The sequence below is a fragment of the Streptococcus sp. 27098_8_103 genome (assembly GCF_041432345.1).
GTDB lineage: Bacteria > Bacillota > Bacilli > Lactobacillales > Streptococcaceae > Streptococcus > Streptococcus mitis_BV.
Window position 1 is genome coordinate 1 of sequence record NZ_JAPVZK010000001.1, and the last position, 19,416, is coordinate 19,416.

17 protein-coding genes and 1 other annotated feature are annotated in these 19,416 nt (G+C 39.9%); of the genes, 15 read left to right on the forward strand and 2 right to left on the reverse strand.

The features are described 5' to 3' along the window. The 15 genes from O3599_RS00005 to O3599_RS00075 all read left to right on the forward strand — a co-directional run. The coding region (locus O3599_RS00005; protein WP_371511626.1) for an LPXTG cell wall anchor domain-containing protein at nucleotides 1-660 on the forward strand (660 nt) is incomplete at its 5' end. Nucleotides 661-868: 208 nt separating this feature from the next. Beyond that, a complete protein-coding gene (gene ftsW / locus O3599_RS00010; RefSeq protein ID WP_049502517.1) occupies nucleotides 869-2,092 on the forward strand; it encodes a cell division peptidoglycan polymerase FtsW in 1,224 nt (407 codons plus the stop codon). Between the two features lie 24 nt (nucleotides 2,093-2,116). After that, complete coding sequence (gene ppc / locus O3599_RS00015) at nucleotides 2,117-4,813, forward strand: phosphoenolpyruvate carboxylase (protein ID WP_371511629.1); 2,697 nt, start codon at nucleotides 2,117-2,119, stop codon at nucleotides 4,811-4,813. 96 nt (nucleotides 4,814-4,909) lie between these two features. Next, nucleotides 4,910-5,127: a binding site (T-box leader), on the forward strand. A gap of 215 nt (nucleotides 5,128-5,342) precedes the next feature. Beyond that, nucleotides 5,343-6,338, forward strand: a complete 996-nt coding sequence (gene trpX, locus O3599_RS00020; RefSeq protein WP_000792150.1) for a tryptophan ABC transporter substrate-binding protein — start codon at nucleotides 5,343-5,345, stop codon at nucleotides 6,336-6,338. Between the two features lie 75 nt (nucleotides 6,339-6,413). Further along, nucleotides 6,414-7,280, forward strand: coding sequence for an ABC transporter permease (locus tag O3599_RS00025; RefSeq protein WP_371511631.1), 867 nt, complete (start codon nucleotides 6,414-6,416; stop codon nucleotides 7,278-7,280). Then, nucleotides 7,277-8,035 carry an ABC transporter ATP-binding protein gene (locus tag O3599_RS00030; protein ID WP_000125439.1) on the forward strand — a complete coding sequence of 253 codons (759 nt, stop codon included), beginning with the start codon at nucleotides 7,277-7,279 and terminating at the stop codon, nucleotides 8,033-8,035. Before O3599_RS00025 ends, O3599_RS00030 begins: the two co-directional genes overlap by 4 nt. Nucleotides 8,036-8,230: 195 nt before the next feature. After that, the gene (dnaG, locus tag O3599_RS00035) at nucleotides 8,231-9,991 is read left to right on the forward strand and encodes a DNA primase (RefSeq protein ID WP_000227871.1); all 1,761 of its coding nucleotides are present in this window, start codon (nucleotides 8,231-8,233) and stop codon (nucleotides 9,989-9,991) included. A gap of 2 nt (nucleotides 9,992-9,993) precedes the next feature. Next, nucleotides 9,994-11,103 carry an RNA polymerase sigma factor RpoD gene (gene rpoD / locus O3599_RS00040; RefSeq protein ID WP_000201900.1) on the forward strand — a complete coding sequence of 370 codons (1,110 nt, stop codon included), beginning with the start codon at nucleotides 9,994-9,996 and terminating at the stop codon, nucleotides 11,101-11,103. Nucleotides 11,104-11,116: 13 nt separating this feature from the next. After that, a complete protein-coding gene (locus O3599_RS00045; RefSeq protein WP_000331929.1) occupies nucleotides 11,117-11,446 on the forward strand; it encodes a metal-sulfur cluster assembly factor in 330 nt (109 codons plus the stop codon). Nucleotides 11,447-11,667: 221 nt separating this feature from the next. Next, nucleotides 11,668-12,711, forward strand: a complete 1,044-nt coding sequence (gene cpoA / locus O3599_RS00050; RefSeq protein WP_000412288.1) for an alpha-galactosylglucosyldiacylglycerol synthase — start codon at nucleotides 11,668-11,670, stop codon at nucleotides 12,709-12,711. Between the two features lie 15 nt (nucleotides 12,712-12,726). Further along, on the forward strand, nucleotides 12,727-14,052 hold the full coding sequence (locus O3599_RS00055; RefSeq protein WP_371511635.1) for a glycosyltransferase family 4 protein: 1,326 nt from the start codon (nucleotides 12,727-12,729) through the stop codon (nucleotides 14,050-14,052). Nucleotides 14,053-14,066: 14 nt separating this feature from the next. Continuing rightward, complete coding sequence (locus O3599_RS00060; protein WP_161800596.1) at nucleotides 14,067-14,258, forward strand: PspC domain-containing protein; 192 nt, start codon at nucleotides 14,067-14,069, stop codon at nucleotides 14,256-14,258. A gap of 58 nt (nucleotides 14,259-14,316) precedes the next feature. After that, nucleotides 14,317-14,451 (forward strand): DUF4044 domain-containing protein, encoded by a 135-nt coding sequence (locus tag O3599_RS00065; protein ID WP_000863853.1) that lies wholly within the window; start codon nucleotides 14,317-14,319, stop codon nucleotides 14,449-14,451. Between the two features lie 64 nt (nucleotides 14,452-14,515). Further along, nucleotides 14,516-15,826 (forward strand): GTPase ObgE, encoded by a 1,311-nt coding sequence (obgE, locus tag O3599_RS00070; RefSeq protein ID WP_371511637.1) that lies wholly within the window; start codon nucleotides 14,516-14,518, stop codon nucleotides 15,824-15,826. 9 nt (nucleotides 15,827-15,835) lie between these two features. Further along, on the forward strand, nucleotides 15,836-15,994 hold the full coding sequence (locus tag O3599_RS00075) for a hypothetical protein (RefSeq protein WP_001808548.1): 159 nt from the start codon (nucleotides 15,836-15,838) through the stop codon (nucleotides 15,992-15,994). A 43-nt stretch (nucleotides 15,995-16,037) separates the two neighbouring features. On the opposite strand, the gene O3599_RS00080 is transcribed toward O3599_RS00075, so the two are convergent. Then, a complete protein-coding gene (locus tag O3599_RS00080) occupies nucleotides 16,038-16,508 on the reverse strand; it encodes an arginine repressor (RefSeq protein ID WP_020902899.1) in 471 nt (156 codons plus the stop codon). Between the two features lie 468 nt (nucleotides 16,509-16,976). Beyond that, entirely contained in the window at nucleotides 16,977-19,259 is a 2,283-nt protein-coding gene (locus O3599_RS00085) for a Xaa-Pro dipeptidyl-peptidase (protein ID WP_371511644.1), read from the reverse strand. Between the last annotated feature and the right edge of the window lie 157 nt (nucleotides 19,260-19,416).

Here is a 19,416-nt window from a genome sequence, read left to right on the forward strand (position 1 = left end):
GTAACCGTAAATTATTACAAAGAAGGTACAACTGATAAGTTAGCAGATAGTATTGACCAAGGTCAAAAAGATATTGGCTCTAACTACACTTCTGAAGCGAAAGTGATTCCAAGTAAGGTTGAAAAAGTTGTTGAAAATGGAAATGTAATCACAAGAACAACTTCTTATGAGCTAGTAAAAGTTCCTGAAGATAAGGACGGAATTGTTCCAGTTGGTGGTAAGGTCGTAAACTATTACTACCGTGAAGTAGTTGAAGAGGTTGCAAAACCAAATGAAGCTCCTAAAGTGGAAATTCCTGAGTTGAAGATTCCTGAAGAGTCTAAGCCAGAGCCAAAACCGGAACCGACTCCAGAGCGAACTCCGACTCTACAACCAGCTCCAGCTCCTCAACCAGCTCCAGCTCCTCAGCCAGCTCCACAACCAGAACCTAGTCCTGCACCAAATCCAGTTCCAGTGACACCTGAGACACCTGAACGACCAATAGCTCCAGTGACACCAGAACAACCAGCAGAACCTGCTACACCACGGTATATGGATGGTCAACGCGAACTTCCAAATACAGGTACAGAAGCAAACTCTAGCTTAGCAGCGCTTGGACTTCTAGGAGTCTTGAGTGGATTCGGATTAATCGCTCGTAAGAAAAGAAAAGACGAAGAATAATTCAGATATTCTTTCAATCAGTGATTGATTCAACCTAAGAAAGAACTTGAGATTTAGCATCTCAAGTTCTTTTTCTTATGAGAAAATCTTTTTATCTTAAGTATAAGAGTTTTTTTCTTTCAGAAAAAATGGTATAATAGCAGTCAAAACTAGAAAATAAACGGAATTTGGGAATAATTTCTTTTGTTCTCATTAGATTGGTGATACTATGAAGATTAGTAAGAGGCACCTATTAAACTATTCTATTCTAGTTCCTTACTTACTTTTATCAATTTTGGGCTTGATTGTAGTTTATTCTACAACCAGTGCCATTCTTATCGAAGAGGGTAAAAGTGCCCTCCAATTGGTTCGAAGTCAGGGAATGTTTTGGATATTTAGTTTAATATTGATTGCCTTGATATATAAGCTGAAACTGAATTTTTTAAGAAAAGAACGACTCTTATTTATTGTTATGTTTGTTGAGCTGATTCTTTTGGCTCTGGCTCGCTTAATTGGTACGCCAGTCAATGGAGCCTATGGTTGGATTTCAGTAGGACCTTTGACCATTCAACCAGCGGAGTATTTGAAGATTATCATTGTCTGGTACTTGGCTCAACGTTTTTCAAAACAACAGGATGAAATTGGTATTTATGATTTTCAAGTTTTAACTCAAAATCAATGGATTCCTCGTGCTTTTAATGATTGGCGTTTTGTCCTACTTGTCATGATAGGAAGTTTGGCTATTTTCCCAGACTTGGGGAATGCTACTATCCTAGCTCTGGTTGCCTTGATTATGTATACAGTTAGTGGAATTGCTCATCGTTGGTTTATAGTCTTTATCGGTGTTTTATTTGGAGTTTCAGCCCTATCTCTATCAGCTATTTCTGTAATTGGGGTTGATAAGTTTTCAAAAGTTCCAGTATTTGGTTACGTGGCCAAGCGTTTCAGTGCCTACTTTAATCCCTTTGCTGATTTGGCAGGAGCAGGACACCAACTTGCAAATTCCTACTTTGCCATGGTAAATGGTGGGTGGTTTGGTCTAGGCTTAGGAAATTCAATCGAAAAACGTGGTTATTTACCAGAGGCCCATACAGACTTTGTATTTTCAATTGTCATTGAAGAGTTTGGATTTGTGGGAGCCAGTTTGATTTTGGCACTTGTCTTTTTCCTGATTTTGCGAATTATCCTAGTCGGTATTCGTGCTAAGAATCCCTTTAATTCTATGATGGCGATTGGGGTTGGGGGGATGATGTTGGTACAGGTCTTTGTCAATATCGGTGGAATTTCTGGTATTATTCCCTCGACAGGAGTAACCTTCCCCTTCTTATCACAAGGAGGGAACAGTCTCCTAGTCTTGTCTGTAGCCATCGCCTTTGTCTTAAATATTGATGCAAGTGAAAAACGTGCCCAATTATATGAGGAGTTAGAAGCTCACTCATCAAACTATATGTAGAGTTGATAGTGGAAAGGATTACCTATGTCTCTTCAAAAATTAGAAAACTATAGTAATAAAGCTGTCGTGCAAGAAGAAGTATTGATTTTAACAGAATTGTTAGAAGATATCACTAAAAATATGCTTGCCCCAGAGACTTTTGCAAAAATCATGCAGTTGAAAGAATTATCAACTCAAGAAGATTATCAGGGCTTGAACCAATTGGTTACGAGTCTGTCAAATGATGAAATGGCCTATATTTCACGCTATTTCTCTATCTTGCCCCTTTTGATTAATATTTCAGAAGATGTGGATTTGGCCTATGAAATCAACCACCAAAATAATATCGATCAAGATTATCTTGGGAAATTATCGGCAACGATCAAAATGGTTGCAGAAAAAGAAAATGCGGTTGAAATTCTAGAACACTTGAATGTTGTCCCTGTTTTGACTGCCCATCCAACACAAGTACAACGTAAGAGTATGTTGGATTTGACTAACCATATCCATACCCTTTTGCGTAAGTATCGTGATGTGAAATTAGGCTTGATTAATAAGGAAAAATGGCATAATGATCTCCGTCGTTACATTGAGATTATCATGCAAACAGATATGATTCGTGAAAAGAAATTGAAAGTAACTAATGAAATCACGAATGTTATGGAATACTACAATAGTTCATTCCTGAAGGCAGTTCCTCATTTGACTGCTGAGTACAAGCGTCTGGCTAAAAAACATGGACTGGAGTTGAAACATCCTAAACCAATTACCATGGGAATGTGGATTGGTGGAGACCGTGATGGTAATCCTTTTGTTACATCGGATACCTTGAAACAATCTGCTATGACTCAGTGTGAAGTCATCATGAATTATTATGATGAAAAGATTTACCAACTTTATCGTGAGTTCTCTCTTTCAACCAGTATTGTCAATGTAAGCAAGCAAGTTAGAGAAATGGCTCGTCAGTCTAAGGATAACTCGATTTATCGTGAAAAAGAGCTATACCGTCGTGCCTTGTTTGATATTCAATCAAAAATCCAAGCGACAAAAGCTTATCTTATTGAGGATAAGGAAGTTGGAGCTCGCTATGAAACAGCTAATGATTTTTATAAGGATTTAATTACCATTCGTGATTCCCTCTTGGAAAACAAGGGTGAAGCACTGATTTCTGGTGATTTTGTTGAGTTAATTCAGGCAGTTGAAATTTTTGGTTTCTATTTGGCATCTATTGACATGCGTCAAGATTCTAGTGTTCATGAAGCCTGTGTAGCTGAACTCTTGAAATCAGCTGGTATTCATTCGCATTATAGTGAACTAGGTGAAGAAGAAAAATGCCAGCTTCTCTTGAAAGAATTGGAAGAAGATCCGCGTATTCTTTCTGCCACTCATGTTGAAAAATCAGAGTTACTTGAAAAAGAATTAGCAATCTTTAAGGCTGCCCGTAAGTTGAAAGATAAGTTGGGAGATGATGTCATTCGTCAGACCATCATTTCACATGCAACCAGCGTATCAGACATGTTGGAATTGGCTATCTTGCTAAAAGAAGTAGGGTTAGTTGATAAAGAAAGAGCCCGTGTCCAAATTGTTCCTCTCTTTGAAACAATTGAGGACTTGGACCACTCAGAAGAAACTATGAGAGAATACCTTTCTCTTCCTCTTGCTAAGAAATGGATTGCTTCACGTAATAACTACCAAGAAATCATGCTTGGTTACTCTGATAGTAATAAAGATGGTGGTTACCTTTCATCATGTTGGACCCTCTACAAGGCTCAACAACAATTGACTGCTATTGGAGATGAATTTGGCGTTAAGGTTACCTTCTTCCACGGCCGTGGTGGGACTGTCGGTCGTGGTGGTGGACCAACCTATGAAGCCATCACCTCTCAACCTCTCAAGTCCATTAAGGATCGTATCCGCTTGACGGAGCAGGGTGAAGTAATTGGCAATAAATATGGTAACAAAGACGCAGCTTACTATAACCTTGAAATGTTGGTTTCGGCGGCCATTAACCGTATGATTACTCAGAAGAAGAGCGATACCAACACCTCAAATCGTTACGAAGCTATTATGGACCAAGTGGTGGACCGTAGTTACGATATCTACCGTGATTTGGTCTTTGGTAATGATCATTTCTATGATTATTTCTTCGAGTCAAGTCCAATCAAGGCTATTTCAAGCTTTAACATTGGTTCTCGTCCAGCCGCTCGTAAGACTATTACTGAAATCGGTGGTTTGCGAGCTATTCCTTGGGTATTCTCATGGTCGCAAAGTCGCGTCATGTTCCCTGGCTGGTATGGGGTTGGTTCAAGCTTCAAGGAATTTATCGATAAAAATCCAGAGAATATCGCTATCTTACGAGACATGTACCAAAACTGGCCTTTCTTCCAATCGCTTCTTTCAAATGTCGACATGGTCTTGTCAAAATCAAATATGAACATTGCTTTTGAATATGCCAAACTGTGTGAGGATGAAGAAGTCAAAGCAATCTATGAGACTATTCTAAATGAATGGCAAGTTACCAAGGAAGTCATCTTAGCTATTGAAGGTTACGATGAACTCTTGGCTGAAAATCCATATCTAAAAGCAAGTTTGGATTACCGTATGCCTTACTTTAATATCCTCAACTATATCCAGTTGGAGTTGATTAAACGTCAACGCCGAGGAGAATTATCAAGCGATCAAGAAAAATTAATCCATACAACCATCAACGGAATTGCAACAGGATTGCGTAATTCAGGCTGATGCCTATCAAACTTCCTCTTTTCTATAGGGGAAGTTTTTGAATCTTTCAAAAAAATGCTAAAAGAGTCTTGACAAGTAGTTGAAAAATGATATAATTTAACCATTCAGAAAAGTAATCATAATAAACTTTTTAGAGAGTCTGTGGTAGCTGAAAACAGATAAGTGTGATGATGAAAATTGGGCTGAATGGTATTTAGAATTTGAAATCATAAAAATTCGGTGAGCACACCTTACAGTGCATCTCGTTATTGCGAGACAGAGCGATAGGGAAATTCCCTATAATTGAGGTGGTACCGCGCATCGACGTCCTCACACAAGTTTTTTGTGTGAGGACTTTTTTGATGGAGGTTAGTATGGAAAGAAAACGATGGCGTCGCTTGTTTATACTCAATGAAAATCAAAAAGCAAACTAGGAAGCTAGCCGCAAGCTGTACTTGAGTACGGTAAGGCGACGCTGACGTGGTTTGAAGAGATTTTCGAAGAGTATTAGATAAGTGAAGTATTTTAAAGGAATAAAAGGAGAAATAGAATGAAAAATAAACGTTTAATTGGAATTATCGCTGCATTAGCAGTCTTAGTAGCAGGAAGCTTGATTTACTCTTCAATGAATAAACCAGAAGCTAAGAATGAAAAGAAAGTTGCCAAAGTTGGTGTCCTTCAGTTTGTGAGCCATCCCTCTCTTGACTTGATTTATAAAGGGATTCAAGATGGACTTGCAGAAGAAGGCTATAAAGATGATCAAGTTAAAATCGACTTTATGAACTCAGAAGGCGACCAAAGTAAGGTTGCGACAATGAGTAAACAATTGGTTGCAAATGGGAATGACCTTGTAGTAGGGATTGCAACACCAGCTGCTCAAGGCTTGGCTAGTGCCACAAAAGATCTACCGGTTATCATGGCTGCTATTACAGACCCAATCGGTGCGAACTTGGTTAAAGATTTGAAAAAACCAGGTGGCAACATTACAGGGGTATCTGACCACAATCCCGCTCAACAACAAGTTGAACTCATCAAAGCTTTGACACCGAATGTGAAAACAATCGGAGCTCTTTACTCAAGTAGCGAAGATAATTCCAAAACTCAGGTAGAAGAATTTAAGGCTTATGCTGAAAAAGCAGGTTTGACAGTGGAAACATTTGCAGTTCCTTCAACAAATGAAATTGCTTCAACAGTTAATGTTATGACTAGCAAGGTCGATGCTATCTGGGTTCCAATTGATAACACCATTGCATCAGCTTTTTCAACAGTTGTATCAAGCAACCAATCCGCTAAAAAACCAATCTACCCAAGTGCGACTGCCATGGTAGAAGCTGGTGGTTTAGCATCAGTTGTAGTTGACCAACATGACCTTGGTGTGGCAACAGGTAAAATGATTGCTCAAGTTTTGAAAGGTGCTAAACCAGCTGATACTCCAGTCAATGTCTTTTCAACTGGTAAATCAGTTATCAATAAAAAATTGGCACAAGAGCTAGGTATTACGATTCCTGAATCTGTTCTAAAAGAAGCAGGACAAGTGATTGAATAATCTACAATGGAGGAGTTGGGGACATCTCCTCCAATTTTTTACAATAGAAATCGTATAGAAAAGGTTAAGAAACAGATGATATTATCTATTATTTCTCAAGGATTTGTCTGGGCTATTCTAGGTCTGGGAATCTTTATGACATTTAGGATTTTGAACTTTCCAGATATGACGACAGAAGGTTCCTTCCCTCTTGGGGGAGCTGTTGCTGTCACTCTGATAACGAAAGGTGTGAATCCCTTTTTAGCGACACTTGTTGCTGTTGGAGCTGGTTGTTTGGCTGGAATGGCGGCAGGACTTCTTTATACAAAAGGGAAAATCCCAACCTTGCTCTCAGGGATTCTGGTGATGACTTCCTGTCACTCTATCATGCTCTTGATTATGGGACGTGCAAATTTAGGATTGCTTGGAACCAAGCAAATCCAGGATGTTTTGCCTTTTGATTCGGATTTGAATCAACTTTTGACAGGTCTCATCTTTGTCAGTATTGTTATTGTTCTTATGCTCTTTTTCTTGGATACTAAACTCGGACAAGCCTATATTGCTACAGGCGACAATCCTGATATGGCTAGAAGTTTCGGGATTCATACTGGACGCATGGAGCTTATGGGCTTGGTCTTATCAAATGGTGTGATTGCCCTTGCAGGTGCTCTCATTGCCCAGCAAGAAGGTTATGCCGATGTATCTCGAGGAATCGGGGTTATCGTTGTAGGTCTTGCAAGTTTGATTATTGGGGAAGTTATTTTCAAGAGTTTGAGCTTGGCAGAGCGTCTGGTTGCCATCGTTGTGGGTTCTATCGCCTATCAATTCTTAGTGTGGGCAGTTATTGCTCTTGGCTTTAATACAAGTTACCTTCGTTTATACAGTGCCTTGATTTTGGCAGTCTGCCTCATGATTCCAACATTTAAGCAAACAATCTTGAAAGGAGCCAAGTTAAGCAAATGACAGCAATTGTAGAATTAAAAAATGCAACCAAAGTCGTTAAAAATGGCTTTGATGAAGAAAAGATTATTTTAAATGATGTTTCCTTAGAAATTTTTGAACAGGACTTTATCACGATTTTAGGTGGAAATGGTGCTGGGAAATCGACTCTCTTTAACACTATTGCAGGAACCTTATCACTAACCAGTGGAACTATCCGTATTTTAGGTGAGGATGTTACCAAGTTTTCACCAGAGAAGCGAGCTAAGTATCTGTCTCGTGTCTTCCAAGATCCCAAGATGGGGACAGCTCCCCGTATGACGGTGGCTGAAAATCTTTTGATTGCCAAGTTTCGTGGTGAAAAGCGTGGACTGTTTCCGAGACGACTGGCTAGCTACAAGAATGAATTTCAGGCTACCATTGAAAAAGTAGGAAATGGTCTTGAGAAACACTTGAATACGCCAATTGAGTTCTTATCAGGTGGGCAAAGACAGGCCTTGAGTCTCTTGATGGCAACCTTGAAGCGACCTGAATTACTCTTGTTAGACGAGCATACTGCAGCCCTTGATCCAAAGACAAGTGTCGCACTCATGGAGTTGACAGATGAATTTGTCAAGAAAGATCAGCTGACAGCTCTTATGATTACTCATCATATGGAAGATGCTCTCAAGTACGGCAATCGCTTGATTGTCATGAAAGAAGGACGGATTATCCAAGATTTGAATCAAGAAGAAAAAGCAAAGATGAAGATCTCAGACTACTATCAATTATTTGAATAGATAATCTCTATTTTCATCAAAAATTGTGAAGCAAAACTTAGAGGCATGGAAGTGTTTCTGAGTTTTTTATCTTCTCTTGAAATTTTAAAAAATGAAGCAAAGATAATCATGGAAAGTGTATGAAATGGTTTACTTTTTTTCTGAAATAAGCTATACTAGTTTACGTGATACTATGATAAGATGGAGGTATTGTGTATGGTTGACAAACAAGTCATTGAAGAAATCAAAAACAATGCCAACATTGTGGAAGTCATAGGAGATGTGATTTCTTTACAAAAGGCAGGACGGAACTATCTAGGGCTCTGTCCTTTTCATGGTGAAAAAACACCTTCTTTCAACGTTGTGGAAGATAAGCAGTTTTATCACTGTTTTGGTTGTGGTCGCTCGGGTGATGTCTTTAAGTTCATCGAGGAGTATCAAGGAGTTCCCTTTATGGAGGCTGTCCAAATCTTAGGTCAGCGTGTTGGGATAGAGGTGGAAAAACCGCTTTATAGTGAGCAAAAGCCAGCCTCGCCTCACCAAGCTCTTTATGATATGCACGAAGATGCTGCCAAATTTTACCATGCTATCCTCATGACAACGACCATGGGGGAAGAGGCCAGAAATTACCTCTATCAGCGTGGTTTGACAGATGAAGTGCTCAAGCATTTTCGGATTGGTTTAGCACCTCCAGAACGAAACTATCTCTATCAACGTTTGTCTGGTCAGTATCGTGAAGAGGATTTCCTGGATTCAGGGCTATTTTACCTCTCAGATGCTAATCAATTTGTAGACACCTTTCACAATCGCATTATGTTTCCCCTGACAAATGATCAGGGAAAGGTCATTGCCTTCTCAGGTCGTATCTGGCAGAAAACGGATTCACAAACTTCTAAGTATAAAAATAGCCGATCGACTGCAATTTTTAACAAAAGTTACGAATTATATCATATGGATAGGGCTAAAAAATCTTCTGGAAAAGTCAGTGAGATTTATCTGATGGAAGGATTCATGGATGTCATTGCAGCCTATCGGGCTGGAATCGAAAATGCTGTCGCATCTATGGGAACAGCTTTAAGTCGTGAGCATGTTGAGCATCTGAAAAGGTTGACCAAGAAGTTGGTTCTTGTTTATGATGGTGATAAGGCTGGGCAAGCTGCTACATTGAAAGCGCTGGACGAAATTAGTGATATGCCAGTGCAAATCGTTAGCATGCCTGATAACTTGGATCCAGATGAGTATCTACAAAAAAATGGACCAGAAGACTTGGCCTATCTATTAACGAAAACTCGTATTAGTCCGATTGAGTTTTACATTCACCAGTACAAGCCTGAAAATAGTGAAAATCTGCAGGCTCAGATTGAGTTTATTGAAAAAATAGCTCCCTTGATTGTTCAAGAAAAGTCTATCACTGCTCAAAACAGCTATATTCATATTTTAGCTGACAGTCTGGCGTCCTTTGATTATGCCCAGATTGAGCAGATTGTTAATGAGAGTCGACAGGCACAAAGGCAGAATCGCATGGAAGGGATTTCCAGACCGATGCCAATCACCATGCCTGTCACCAAGCAGTTATCGGCTATTATGAGGGCAGAAGCCCATCTACTTTATCGAATGATGGAATCTCCTCTTATTTTGAATGATTACCGTTTGCGAGAAGATTTTGCATTTGATACACCTGAATTTCAGGTCTTATATGACTTGCTTGGCCAGTATGGCAATCTTCCTCCAGAAGTTTTAGCAGAACAGACAGAGGAAGTTGAAAGAGCTTGGTACCAAGTCTTAGCTCAGGATTTACCTGCTGAGATGTCACCTCAGGAACTAAGTGAAGTAGAAATGACTCGAAACAAGGCTCTCTTGAATCAGGACAATATGAGAATCAAAAAGAAGGTGCAGGAAGCTAGCCATGTAGGAGATACCGACACAGCCCTAGAAGAATTGGAACGTTTAATTTCCCAAAAGAGAAGAATGGAGTAATAATGGCAACAAAACAAAAAGAAGTAACAACATTTGATGTACAAGTAGCAGAATTTATCCGTAATCATAAACAAAAAGGGACAGCAACAGATGATGAAATAAATGCAAGTCTAGTTATTCCTTTTACCTTGGATGCTGATGGGATTGAAGATCTCTTGCAACGGATTCAGGATGCAGGGATTTCAATCACAGATAATGAAGGGAATCCAAGTGCGCGTGTTCTTAGCAATGAAGAAGAACCAGAACTCAGCGATGAGGATTTGATTGGATCAACTTCGGCTAAGGTCAATGACCCTGTCCGTATGTACTTGAAAGAAATCGGGGTTGTTCCTCTTTTGACCAATGAAGAGGAAAAAGAATTGGCACTGGCTGTTGAAGCTGGTGATATCGAAGCCAAACAACGTCTTGCGGAAGCCAACCTTCGTTTGGTTGTTTCCATTGCCAAACGTTATGTCGGCCGTGGTATGCAGTTCCTTGACTTGATTCAAGAAGGGAACATGGGCTTGATGAAGGCGGTTGACAAGTTTGACTATTCTAAAGGATTCAAGTTCTCAACTTACGCAACTTGGTGGATTCGTCAGGCTATCACTCGTGCTATTGCGGACCAAGCTCGTACCATCCGTATCCCTGTTCACATGGTTGAAACCATCAATAAATTGGTTCGTGAACAGCGTAATCTCCTTCAAGAATTGGGACAAGACCCAACGCCAGAACAAATCGCTGAGCGCATGGATATGACACCTGATAAGGTTCGTGAAATCTTGAAGATTGCCCAAGAACCGGTATCCCTTGAAACTCCAATCGGTGAAGAGGATGATAGCCACCTTGGGGACTTTATCGAAGATGAAGTGATTGAAAATCCAGTGGACTATACAACTCGTATTGTCTTGCGTGAGCAGTTGGATGAGGTCTTGGATACTCTTACAGACCGTGAAGAAAATGTTTTGCGTCTGCGTTTTGGGCTAGATGATGGTAAAATGCGTACCCTTGAAGATGTTGGTAAAGTCTTTAACGTGACTCGCGAGCGTATCCGTCAGATTGAAGCTAAAGCTTTGAGAAAACTACGCCAACCAAGTCGCAGCAAACCGCTTCGTGATTTTATTGAAGACTAAGAGTGAGGAAAATATGGCTTATACAGAAGAGCAAATCGAAAACATCAAAACACGCATTTTAACAGCCTTGGAAGAAGTCATCGATCCTGAGTTAGGAATCGATATTGTCAATCTTGGTTTGATCTATGAGATTCGTTTTGACGGCGACACAGGGCAAACAGAGATTGATATGACTTTGACAACTATGGGTTGTCCCCTGGCAGATCTTTTGACGGATCAGATTTATGATGCCATGACAGAGGTGCCCGAAGTAACTGATACTGAGGTCAAATTAGTCTGGTATCCAGCCTGGACCGTTGAAAAAATGAGTCGCTATGCACGCATTGCCCTAGGTATTAAGTAATACTCTTCGAAAATCAAATTCAAACCACGTCAGCTTCACCTTGCCGTACTCAAGTACAGCCTGCGGATAGCTTCCTAGTTTGCTCTTTGATTTTCATTGAGTATAAACATATAAAAGCATGTGAGAGACCGTTGGAAAAGTGAGGAAATTTCCCCCTCTTTTCCTCTAGTCTCTCCTTTCTTTTGCTGATTTTATTCAAAGAAAATGATATAATAGTAGCTATGGAAAAAAAGAAATTACGCATCAATATGTTGAGTTCAAGTGAGAAAGTAGCTGGACAAGGAGTTTCAGGTGCCTACCGTGAATTAGTTCGTCTTCTTCACCGTGATGCAAAGGATCAATTGATTGTTACTGAAAATCTACCAATTGAGGCAGATGTGACTCACTTTCATACGATTGATTTCCCTTATTATTTGTCAACCTTCCAAAAGAAACGTTCAGGGAGAAAAATTGGCTATGTGCATTTCTTGCCTGATACACTTGAGGGAAGTTTGAAAATTCCATTTTTCTTAAAGGGAATTGTGAAACGCTATGTATTTTCTTTTTACAACCGGATGGAGCACTTGGTGGTAGTCAATCCTATGTTTATTGAGGATTTGGTGGCAGCTGGTATTCCACGTGAAAAAGTGACCTATATTCCTAACTTTGTAAACAAGGAAAAATGGCATCCTCTTCCACAAGAAGAGGTAGAGAGACTGCGAACAGATCTAGGTCTTAGTGACAATCAATTTATCGTAGTAGGTGCTGGGCAAGTTCAGAAACGTAAAGGAATTGATGACTTTATCCGTCTGGCTGAGGAATTGCCTCAGATTACCTTTATCTGGGCGGGTGGTTTCTCTTTTGGTGGCATGACAGATGGCTATGAACGCTATAAGAAAATAATGGAAAATCCCCCTAAAAACTTGATTTTTCCAGGTATCGTGTCGCCAGAGCGGATGCGCGAATTGTATGCCCTAGCGGACCTTTTCTTGTTGCCTAGTTACAATGAGCTTTTTCCTATGACCATTTTAGAGGCTGCTAGTTGTGAAGCTCCGATTATGTTGCGTGATTTGGATCTCTATAAGGTAATTTTGGAGGGAAATTATCGGGCGACAGCAGATAGAGAAGAGATGAAAGAAGCTATTTTGGAATATCAAGCCAATCCTGTTGCCTTAAAAGAACTTAAAGAAAAGGCTAAAAATATTTCTAGAGAGTATTCTGAAGAGCATCTGTTACAAATCTGGTTGGACTTTTATGAGAAACAAGCCGCTTTAGGGAGAAAGTAAAAAGAGAGGTAATCTATGCGAATTGGTTTATTTACAGATACCTATTTTCCTCAGGTTTCAGGTGTTGCGACCAGTATTCGAACTTTGAAAACAGAACTTGAAAAGCAAGGGCACGCTGTTTTTATCTTTACGACGACAGATAAGGATGTCAATCGTTATGAAGATTGGCAAATTATCCGGATTCCAAGTGTTCCTTTTTTTGCTTTTAAGGATCGTCGATTTGCCTACCGAGGTTTCAGCAAGGCGCTTGAAATTGCCAAACAGTATCAGTTAGATATTATCCATACTCAGACTGAATTTTCTCTCGGATTGTTGGGGATTTGGATTGCGCGTGAACTGAAAATTCCAGTCATCCATACTTATCACACCCAGTACGAAGACTATGTGCATTATATTGCTAAGGGGATGCTGATTCGTCCGAGTATGGTCAAGTACTTGGTCAGAGGTTTCTTACATGATGTGGATGGGGTTATTTGCCCGAGTGAGATTGTCCATGACTTGCTATCTGACTATAAGGTTAAGGTTGAAAAACGAGTCATTCCAACAGGGATTGAATTAGCCAAGTTTGAGCGTCCTGAAATCAAGCAGGAAAATTTGAAAGAACTTCGTAGTAAACTAGGGATTCAAGATGATGAAAAGATGCTACTTAGTCTTTCCAGAATTTCCTATGAAAAAAATATTCAAGCAGTACTAGCAGCTTTTGCAGAAGTTCTGAAAGAGGAAGACAAGGTTAAACTGGTAGTTGCTGGGGATGGACCTTATCTGGATGACCTCAAAGAGCAAGCTCAGAAACTAGAGATTCAAGACTCTGTTGTCTTTACAGGGATGATTGCTCCTAGTGAGACAGCTCTTTATTATAAGGCGGCGGATTTCTTCATCTCGGCCTCGACAAGTGAAACGCAAGGTTTGACTTACTTGGAAAGCTTAGCTAGTGGGACGCCTGTCATTGCTCACGGAAATCCTTATCTGGACAATCTTATCAGTGATAAAATGTTTGGAACCTTGTACTATGGGGAACATGATTTGGCCGGAGCTATTTTGGAAGCCCTGATTGCAACACCAGACATGAATGAGCATACTTTATCAGAGAAGTTGTACGAGATTTCAGCTGAAAACTTTGGGAAACGAGTGCATGAGTTTTATCTGGATGCCATTATTTCAAATAACTTCCAGAAAGATTTAGCAAAAGATGATACGGTCAGCCAGCGTATCTTTAAGACAGTTTTGTATTTACCGCAACAGGTGGTTGCTGTGCCTGTAAAAGGCTCTAGACGAATGCTGAGGGCTTCAAAAACACAGTTAATCAGCATCAGAGATTATTGGAGAGACCATGAAGAATAGAAAGAGGAATAGCTATGAAAAAACAATTGATGAGAAGTGGTAGTGATCAAAAAATTGCTGGAGTATGTGCTGGGGTCGCAAATTATTTTGATATGGATCCTACTATTGTTCGTGTAATATGGGGTGTTCTTGCATTTTGTTATGGGGCAGGAATTGTAGCTTATATCATTTTATGGATTATTGCGCCGGTAGCAAGTGACTATTGAAAACTAGCTGAATTCATGCTAAGATAATAGAAAATAGAATGTAACGAAGGAGATAAAAATGGCATTTGGAGATAATGGAAAACGTAAAAAAACGATGTTTGAGAAATTAACCTTGCTTATCGTGCTTATCATGTTAGTAGCAAGTTTATTGGGAATTTTTGCAACTGCAATTGGTGCCCTCAGTAATCTATAAAATAGATTCAAGAAAATTTTGTGACTGGGATTTCCCAGCCCTTTTTTAAAGTGAGAAGAAAAAAATGAGTATGTTTTTAGATACAGCCAAGATCAAGGTCAAGGCTGGTAATGGTGGCGATGGTATGGTTGCCTTTCGCCGTGAAAAATATGTCCCTAATGGCGGTCCTTGGGGTGGTGACGGTGGTCGTGGAGGTAATGTAGTCTTCGTTGTAGACGAAGGTCTACGTACTCTCATGGATTTCCGCTATAATCGCCATTTCAAGGCTGATTCTGGTGAGAAAGGAATGACCAAAGGGATGCATGGTCGTGGTGCTGAGGACCTTAGAGTTCGAGTACCACAAGGTACGACTGTGCGTGATGCTGAGACAGGCAAGGTCTTGACAGATTTGATTGAACACGGTCAAGAATTTATCGTTGCCCACGGTGGTCGTGGTGGACGTGGAAATATCCGCTTTGCAACACCAAAAAATCCTGCACCGGAAATCTCTGAAAATGGAGAACCAGGTCAGGAACGTGAGTTACAATTGGAATTAAAAATCTTGGCAGATGTTGGTTTAGTAGGCTTCCCCTCTGTTGGGAAATCAACACTTTTAAGTGTTATCACCTCAGCTAAGCCTAAAATTGGTGCCTACCACTTTACGACAATTGTGCCAAATCTAGGAATGGTTCGTACCCAATCAGGTGAATCCTTTGCAGTAGCTGATCTACCAGGTTTGATTGAAGGAGCTAGTCAGGGAGTCGGTCTGGGAACTCAGTTCCTCCGTCACATCGAGCGTACACGTGTCATCCTTCACATCATTGATATGTCAGCTAGTGAAGGGCGTGATCCATATGAGGATTATCTTGCTATCAATAAAGAGCTAGAGTCATACAATCTCCGTTTGATGGAGCGTCCACAGATTATCGTAGCCAATAAGATGGATATGCCTGAGAGTCAGGAAAATCTTGTAGAATTCAAGAAAAAATTGGCTGAAAACTACGATGAATTTGAAGAGTTACCAGCTATTTTCCCAATTTCTGGATTGACCAAGCAAGGTTTGGCTACGCTTTTGGATGCTACAGCTGAATTGCTAGACAAGACACCAGAATTCTTGCTCTACGACGAGTCAGATATGGAAGAAGAAGCCTACTATGGATTTGATGAGGAAGAAAAAGCCTTTGAAATTAGTCGTGATGACGATGCAACATGGGTACTTTCTGGTGAAAAACTCATGAAACTCTTTAATATGACCAACTTTGATAGTGACGAATCAGTCATGAAATTTGCTCGCCAGCTTCGTGGTATGGGGGTTGATGAAGCCCTTCGTGCGCGTGGTGCTAAAGATGGGGATTTGGTCCGCATTGGTAAATTTGAGTTTGAATTTGTAGACTAGGAGACTGATATGGGAGATAAACCGATATCTTTCCGAGATGCGGATGGTAATTTCGTTTCTGCCGCAGATGTTTGGAATGAAAAGAAATTGGAAGAACTATTTAATCGTCTCAATCCAAATCGTGCCCTGAGATTAGCACGAACTAAAAAAGAAAATCCATCTCAGTAAAGAATATAACAAAATTCCGTGCCACATCAGACACGGAATTTTCTTATTCTTCAAAGAAAAATGGTGGAGCGAATTTTTTCAGTTCTTCAAAGCATCTTTGAGCAGCTTCTGCATCTTCGCAGATGACAAGGCAGACATCATCACCACAGAGAGTAGCGATAGCGTCAGAGAAACTTAATGCATCAATGATAGAACCAAAGGATTGCGCAAGTCCAGGAAGGGTTTTAAGGAGGACTTGGTGTTGAACGGGACGCATCAAGACAAGAGCATCTTCCATGTAGATTTCGAGACGTTTCTCCCATTTTGAGATAGAGCCTGTATTGAGCACGTAGTAAGAGTTGTCTTCTTCACGTACTTTTGAGAGGTTCATACTTTTAATATCTCTCGAAAGTGTAGCTTGTGTAACTTGAATATCATTATCGGCAAGAAGAGCTTGTAGCTCAGCTTGAGTATGAATCTTGTTTTTCGTTACAAGAGCTCGTATGAGTTGGTGTCGGTGTTCAGATTTATTCATAAAATGTTACTCCTTGTACTGGGTACAGAAAGCGTGGACGGAACGAAATCGTCAGTCGGGTGGTAAGCGGTATTGTCACGTATGATGATTTCAAAGTCAGTAGTATAGGACTAAATGGAGAAAATCCCACTCTTTTAACTTGTCACTAGTTGAGTGTAGATGAATTGGGTATCTATCCGTTTATCTACATTGGTGTCCTCTACTAACAGTAAATCATTCAATTAGGGTAGCCTTTTGTCACGACTTATTGTGAATTTATGATTAATGTTAATTCACAAAGATTTTTCAACATGTGGTGTGGTAGCGAGTATTATTAATGAGTACACATGTTGGTTAGGGTTTTAGTATCTTTTGTCAAAGCTTCCGTGTAGACCTATCATAAGCCTATATCGGGATTGCATTTGATACCAAGTGTATGTTTGTTTCAACTGTTCAAGTGGAAATCTTCCATATAGAAAGTCTGATATATTATGCCTTTTGACAAGGTAGGATAAGAGTAGACTGTTCAAGATCAACAGTCAGGTGGTAAGCGGTGTTATCACGGATTGTGATTTCAAAGTCAGTAGTATAGAGTACTAAACGAAGAGTATCTCCTTCTTTTAACTTGTAAATAGTCGGTTGCAGTTCAAACTGGATATCCATCCATTCATCTGCCTTAATATCCTCTACTAACAGTAAATCATTTCTATTTTGTAAATTGAGGTAGCCTTTTGTCACGACTCGTTGTGTATTTTCACGAAAAGGCAATTCGTTGAGATTTTCCAACATATGGTAGCGACCGTTGTCAATGGTTCTAGCACTTAAAACAGCTGGATAAGGTTGCAGGTATTTCTTCTGTCCAAATTCTAGCAGTTGGGCAGATAAGAGCCCCTTATTTATACTGGATTTGATACGAAGATTGAGTTGGGCACGACCGTTCAAGTGAAGATCTTTGGTTACAGGAAGGTCAATAGTAATCTGATTGGTTTTTCCTTGATAGAGTTCTGTATTGAAGGTCTGGTAGGTCTTACCATAGCGCTCAAAATCCTTATCTGGGTACTGGTTTTGAATGACTTTCTCTTCTTGACCAAGTGAGAAGGTTTCAAAGTTTTCTTGCCCACCGAAGGTATCAAGTGATAGCCAAGTCTGAGGGGCTGTATTGTCCTGCCAAATGACAGTAGGAAGTTGGAAATCTGTATCTTGTCCCAGTAATTTCTTTGTCAATAAGGCGTTCATGGACTCACGGAAGTCAATGGACTGCCAGTTGTTCATGTACACATGGGCGCCATTATGGAAAAAGAGATGCTTGTTTATATGAGCAGGAAGGGCGTGAAACATCTGGTAAACATGAAGTGGTTTGACATTCCAATCCTGTGAACCATGAGTAAAGACAACCTCTGCCTTTACCTTATGGGCATTGAGCAGATAATTGCGATCATGCCAAAATTGATTGTAGTCACCAGATTTGCGATCTAACTGCTCTTTTACTTTTTCTAAGTCAGCTTGGTGAGCTTCGTTACTACGAATATAGTCGCCAGCCAAGAGATTACGAGAGTAGGTTAGTTCAGCAAGGGAGTCAAAATCCTCACCTGGATAACCACCTGGGCTAGTGACTAGACCGTTTTCACGGTAGTAGTTGTACCAAGATGAAATGCCAGCCTCGGCAATGATGACTTCTAAACCATCAACACCTGTGGTCGCAAGACCATTGGACATGGTGCCTAGATAGGAAAGTCCAGTTGTGGCTACTTTTCCGTTTGACCAGTCAGCCTTGACTTGACGCTGGCGCGTGTGATCAGTAAAGGCACGGCAACGACCATTGAGCCAATCGATGACATTTTTATAAGCCTCTATTTGCTGGTAATCCCCGTTAGTCATGAAACCAGTAGAGTTTTTGGTACCAACACCTGAAACATAGAGATTAGCAAAACCACGTGGAAGGAAGTAGTCGTTGAGACTATAGCTAGCGTTGATGTGCGTTAGCTTTTCCTCAGTTTCTGACACAAGCTCTGCTTGACCTTGAGCTTGGACGAGATTTAGTTGAGGCTCCTCCAGCTCAATCTCGTGAGCGGGCTTAACCTCGAGATCGCCCTCCATCTTGTAAAGAGCCTTGTCGCTGGCTTTATCATTGGTTCCCTGATGATAGGGACTAGCAGTCATGATAGCAGGGATTTGCCCGTCATAACGAGGACGAATAATGCTGACCTTGACTAGGTCTGGTAGACCTTTTTGGTCAGTATCGACACGAGACTCAACGTAAACGACTTCTCGAATGACATCATGGCTAGAAAAAGTAGCCAAACTCTTACCGTTAAAGTAGTGATAGTCATTATCCTCAGGAATAAGACCGTCACTAACAAGTTGGTCGATAAGAGTATTCCCTTTTTTAGTGCGAGTATTGAGTAATTGATAGAGATTTTCAATCAAATCACCGTATACGATGGGAAAACCAGTTTCTTTACGGAAAACATCACTGTCTTCAAAGTCAACCAAATAAGAAAAACCTAAAAGTTGAAAAGCCACAGTATAGAAAATATCTGCAGTCAACTCTTTATCTGATTGAAAAAATGTCAATAAGTCAGTTTCTGTATCAACTGCTAAACTTGATAGAGGATAGGAGCTGTTTTTAAAATTAAAAAAGAAACGAATAAGAAACGCTTCAAGCATTTGTTTATTTGTAATGTTGACTGGTAAATCAAATCCATACTTTTTTAATTCAAAGATAATTGTATCTCTAGGTAGCGCTAAATAGCTGAATTGATTAAAACGCATAGAACCTCCAGTGAAATTATACTTTAATTTATTATATCAAAAAATTAAAAAAATACCAAAGATAAAATCAAAAACAACAAAAATGTATTAATATATATATATAATTATTTTTCTTGAACTGATAGTGTTTTTGTGATAAAATATATACTATATAACT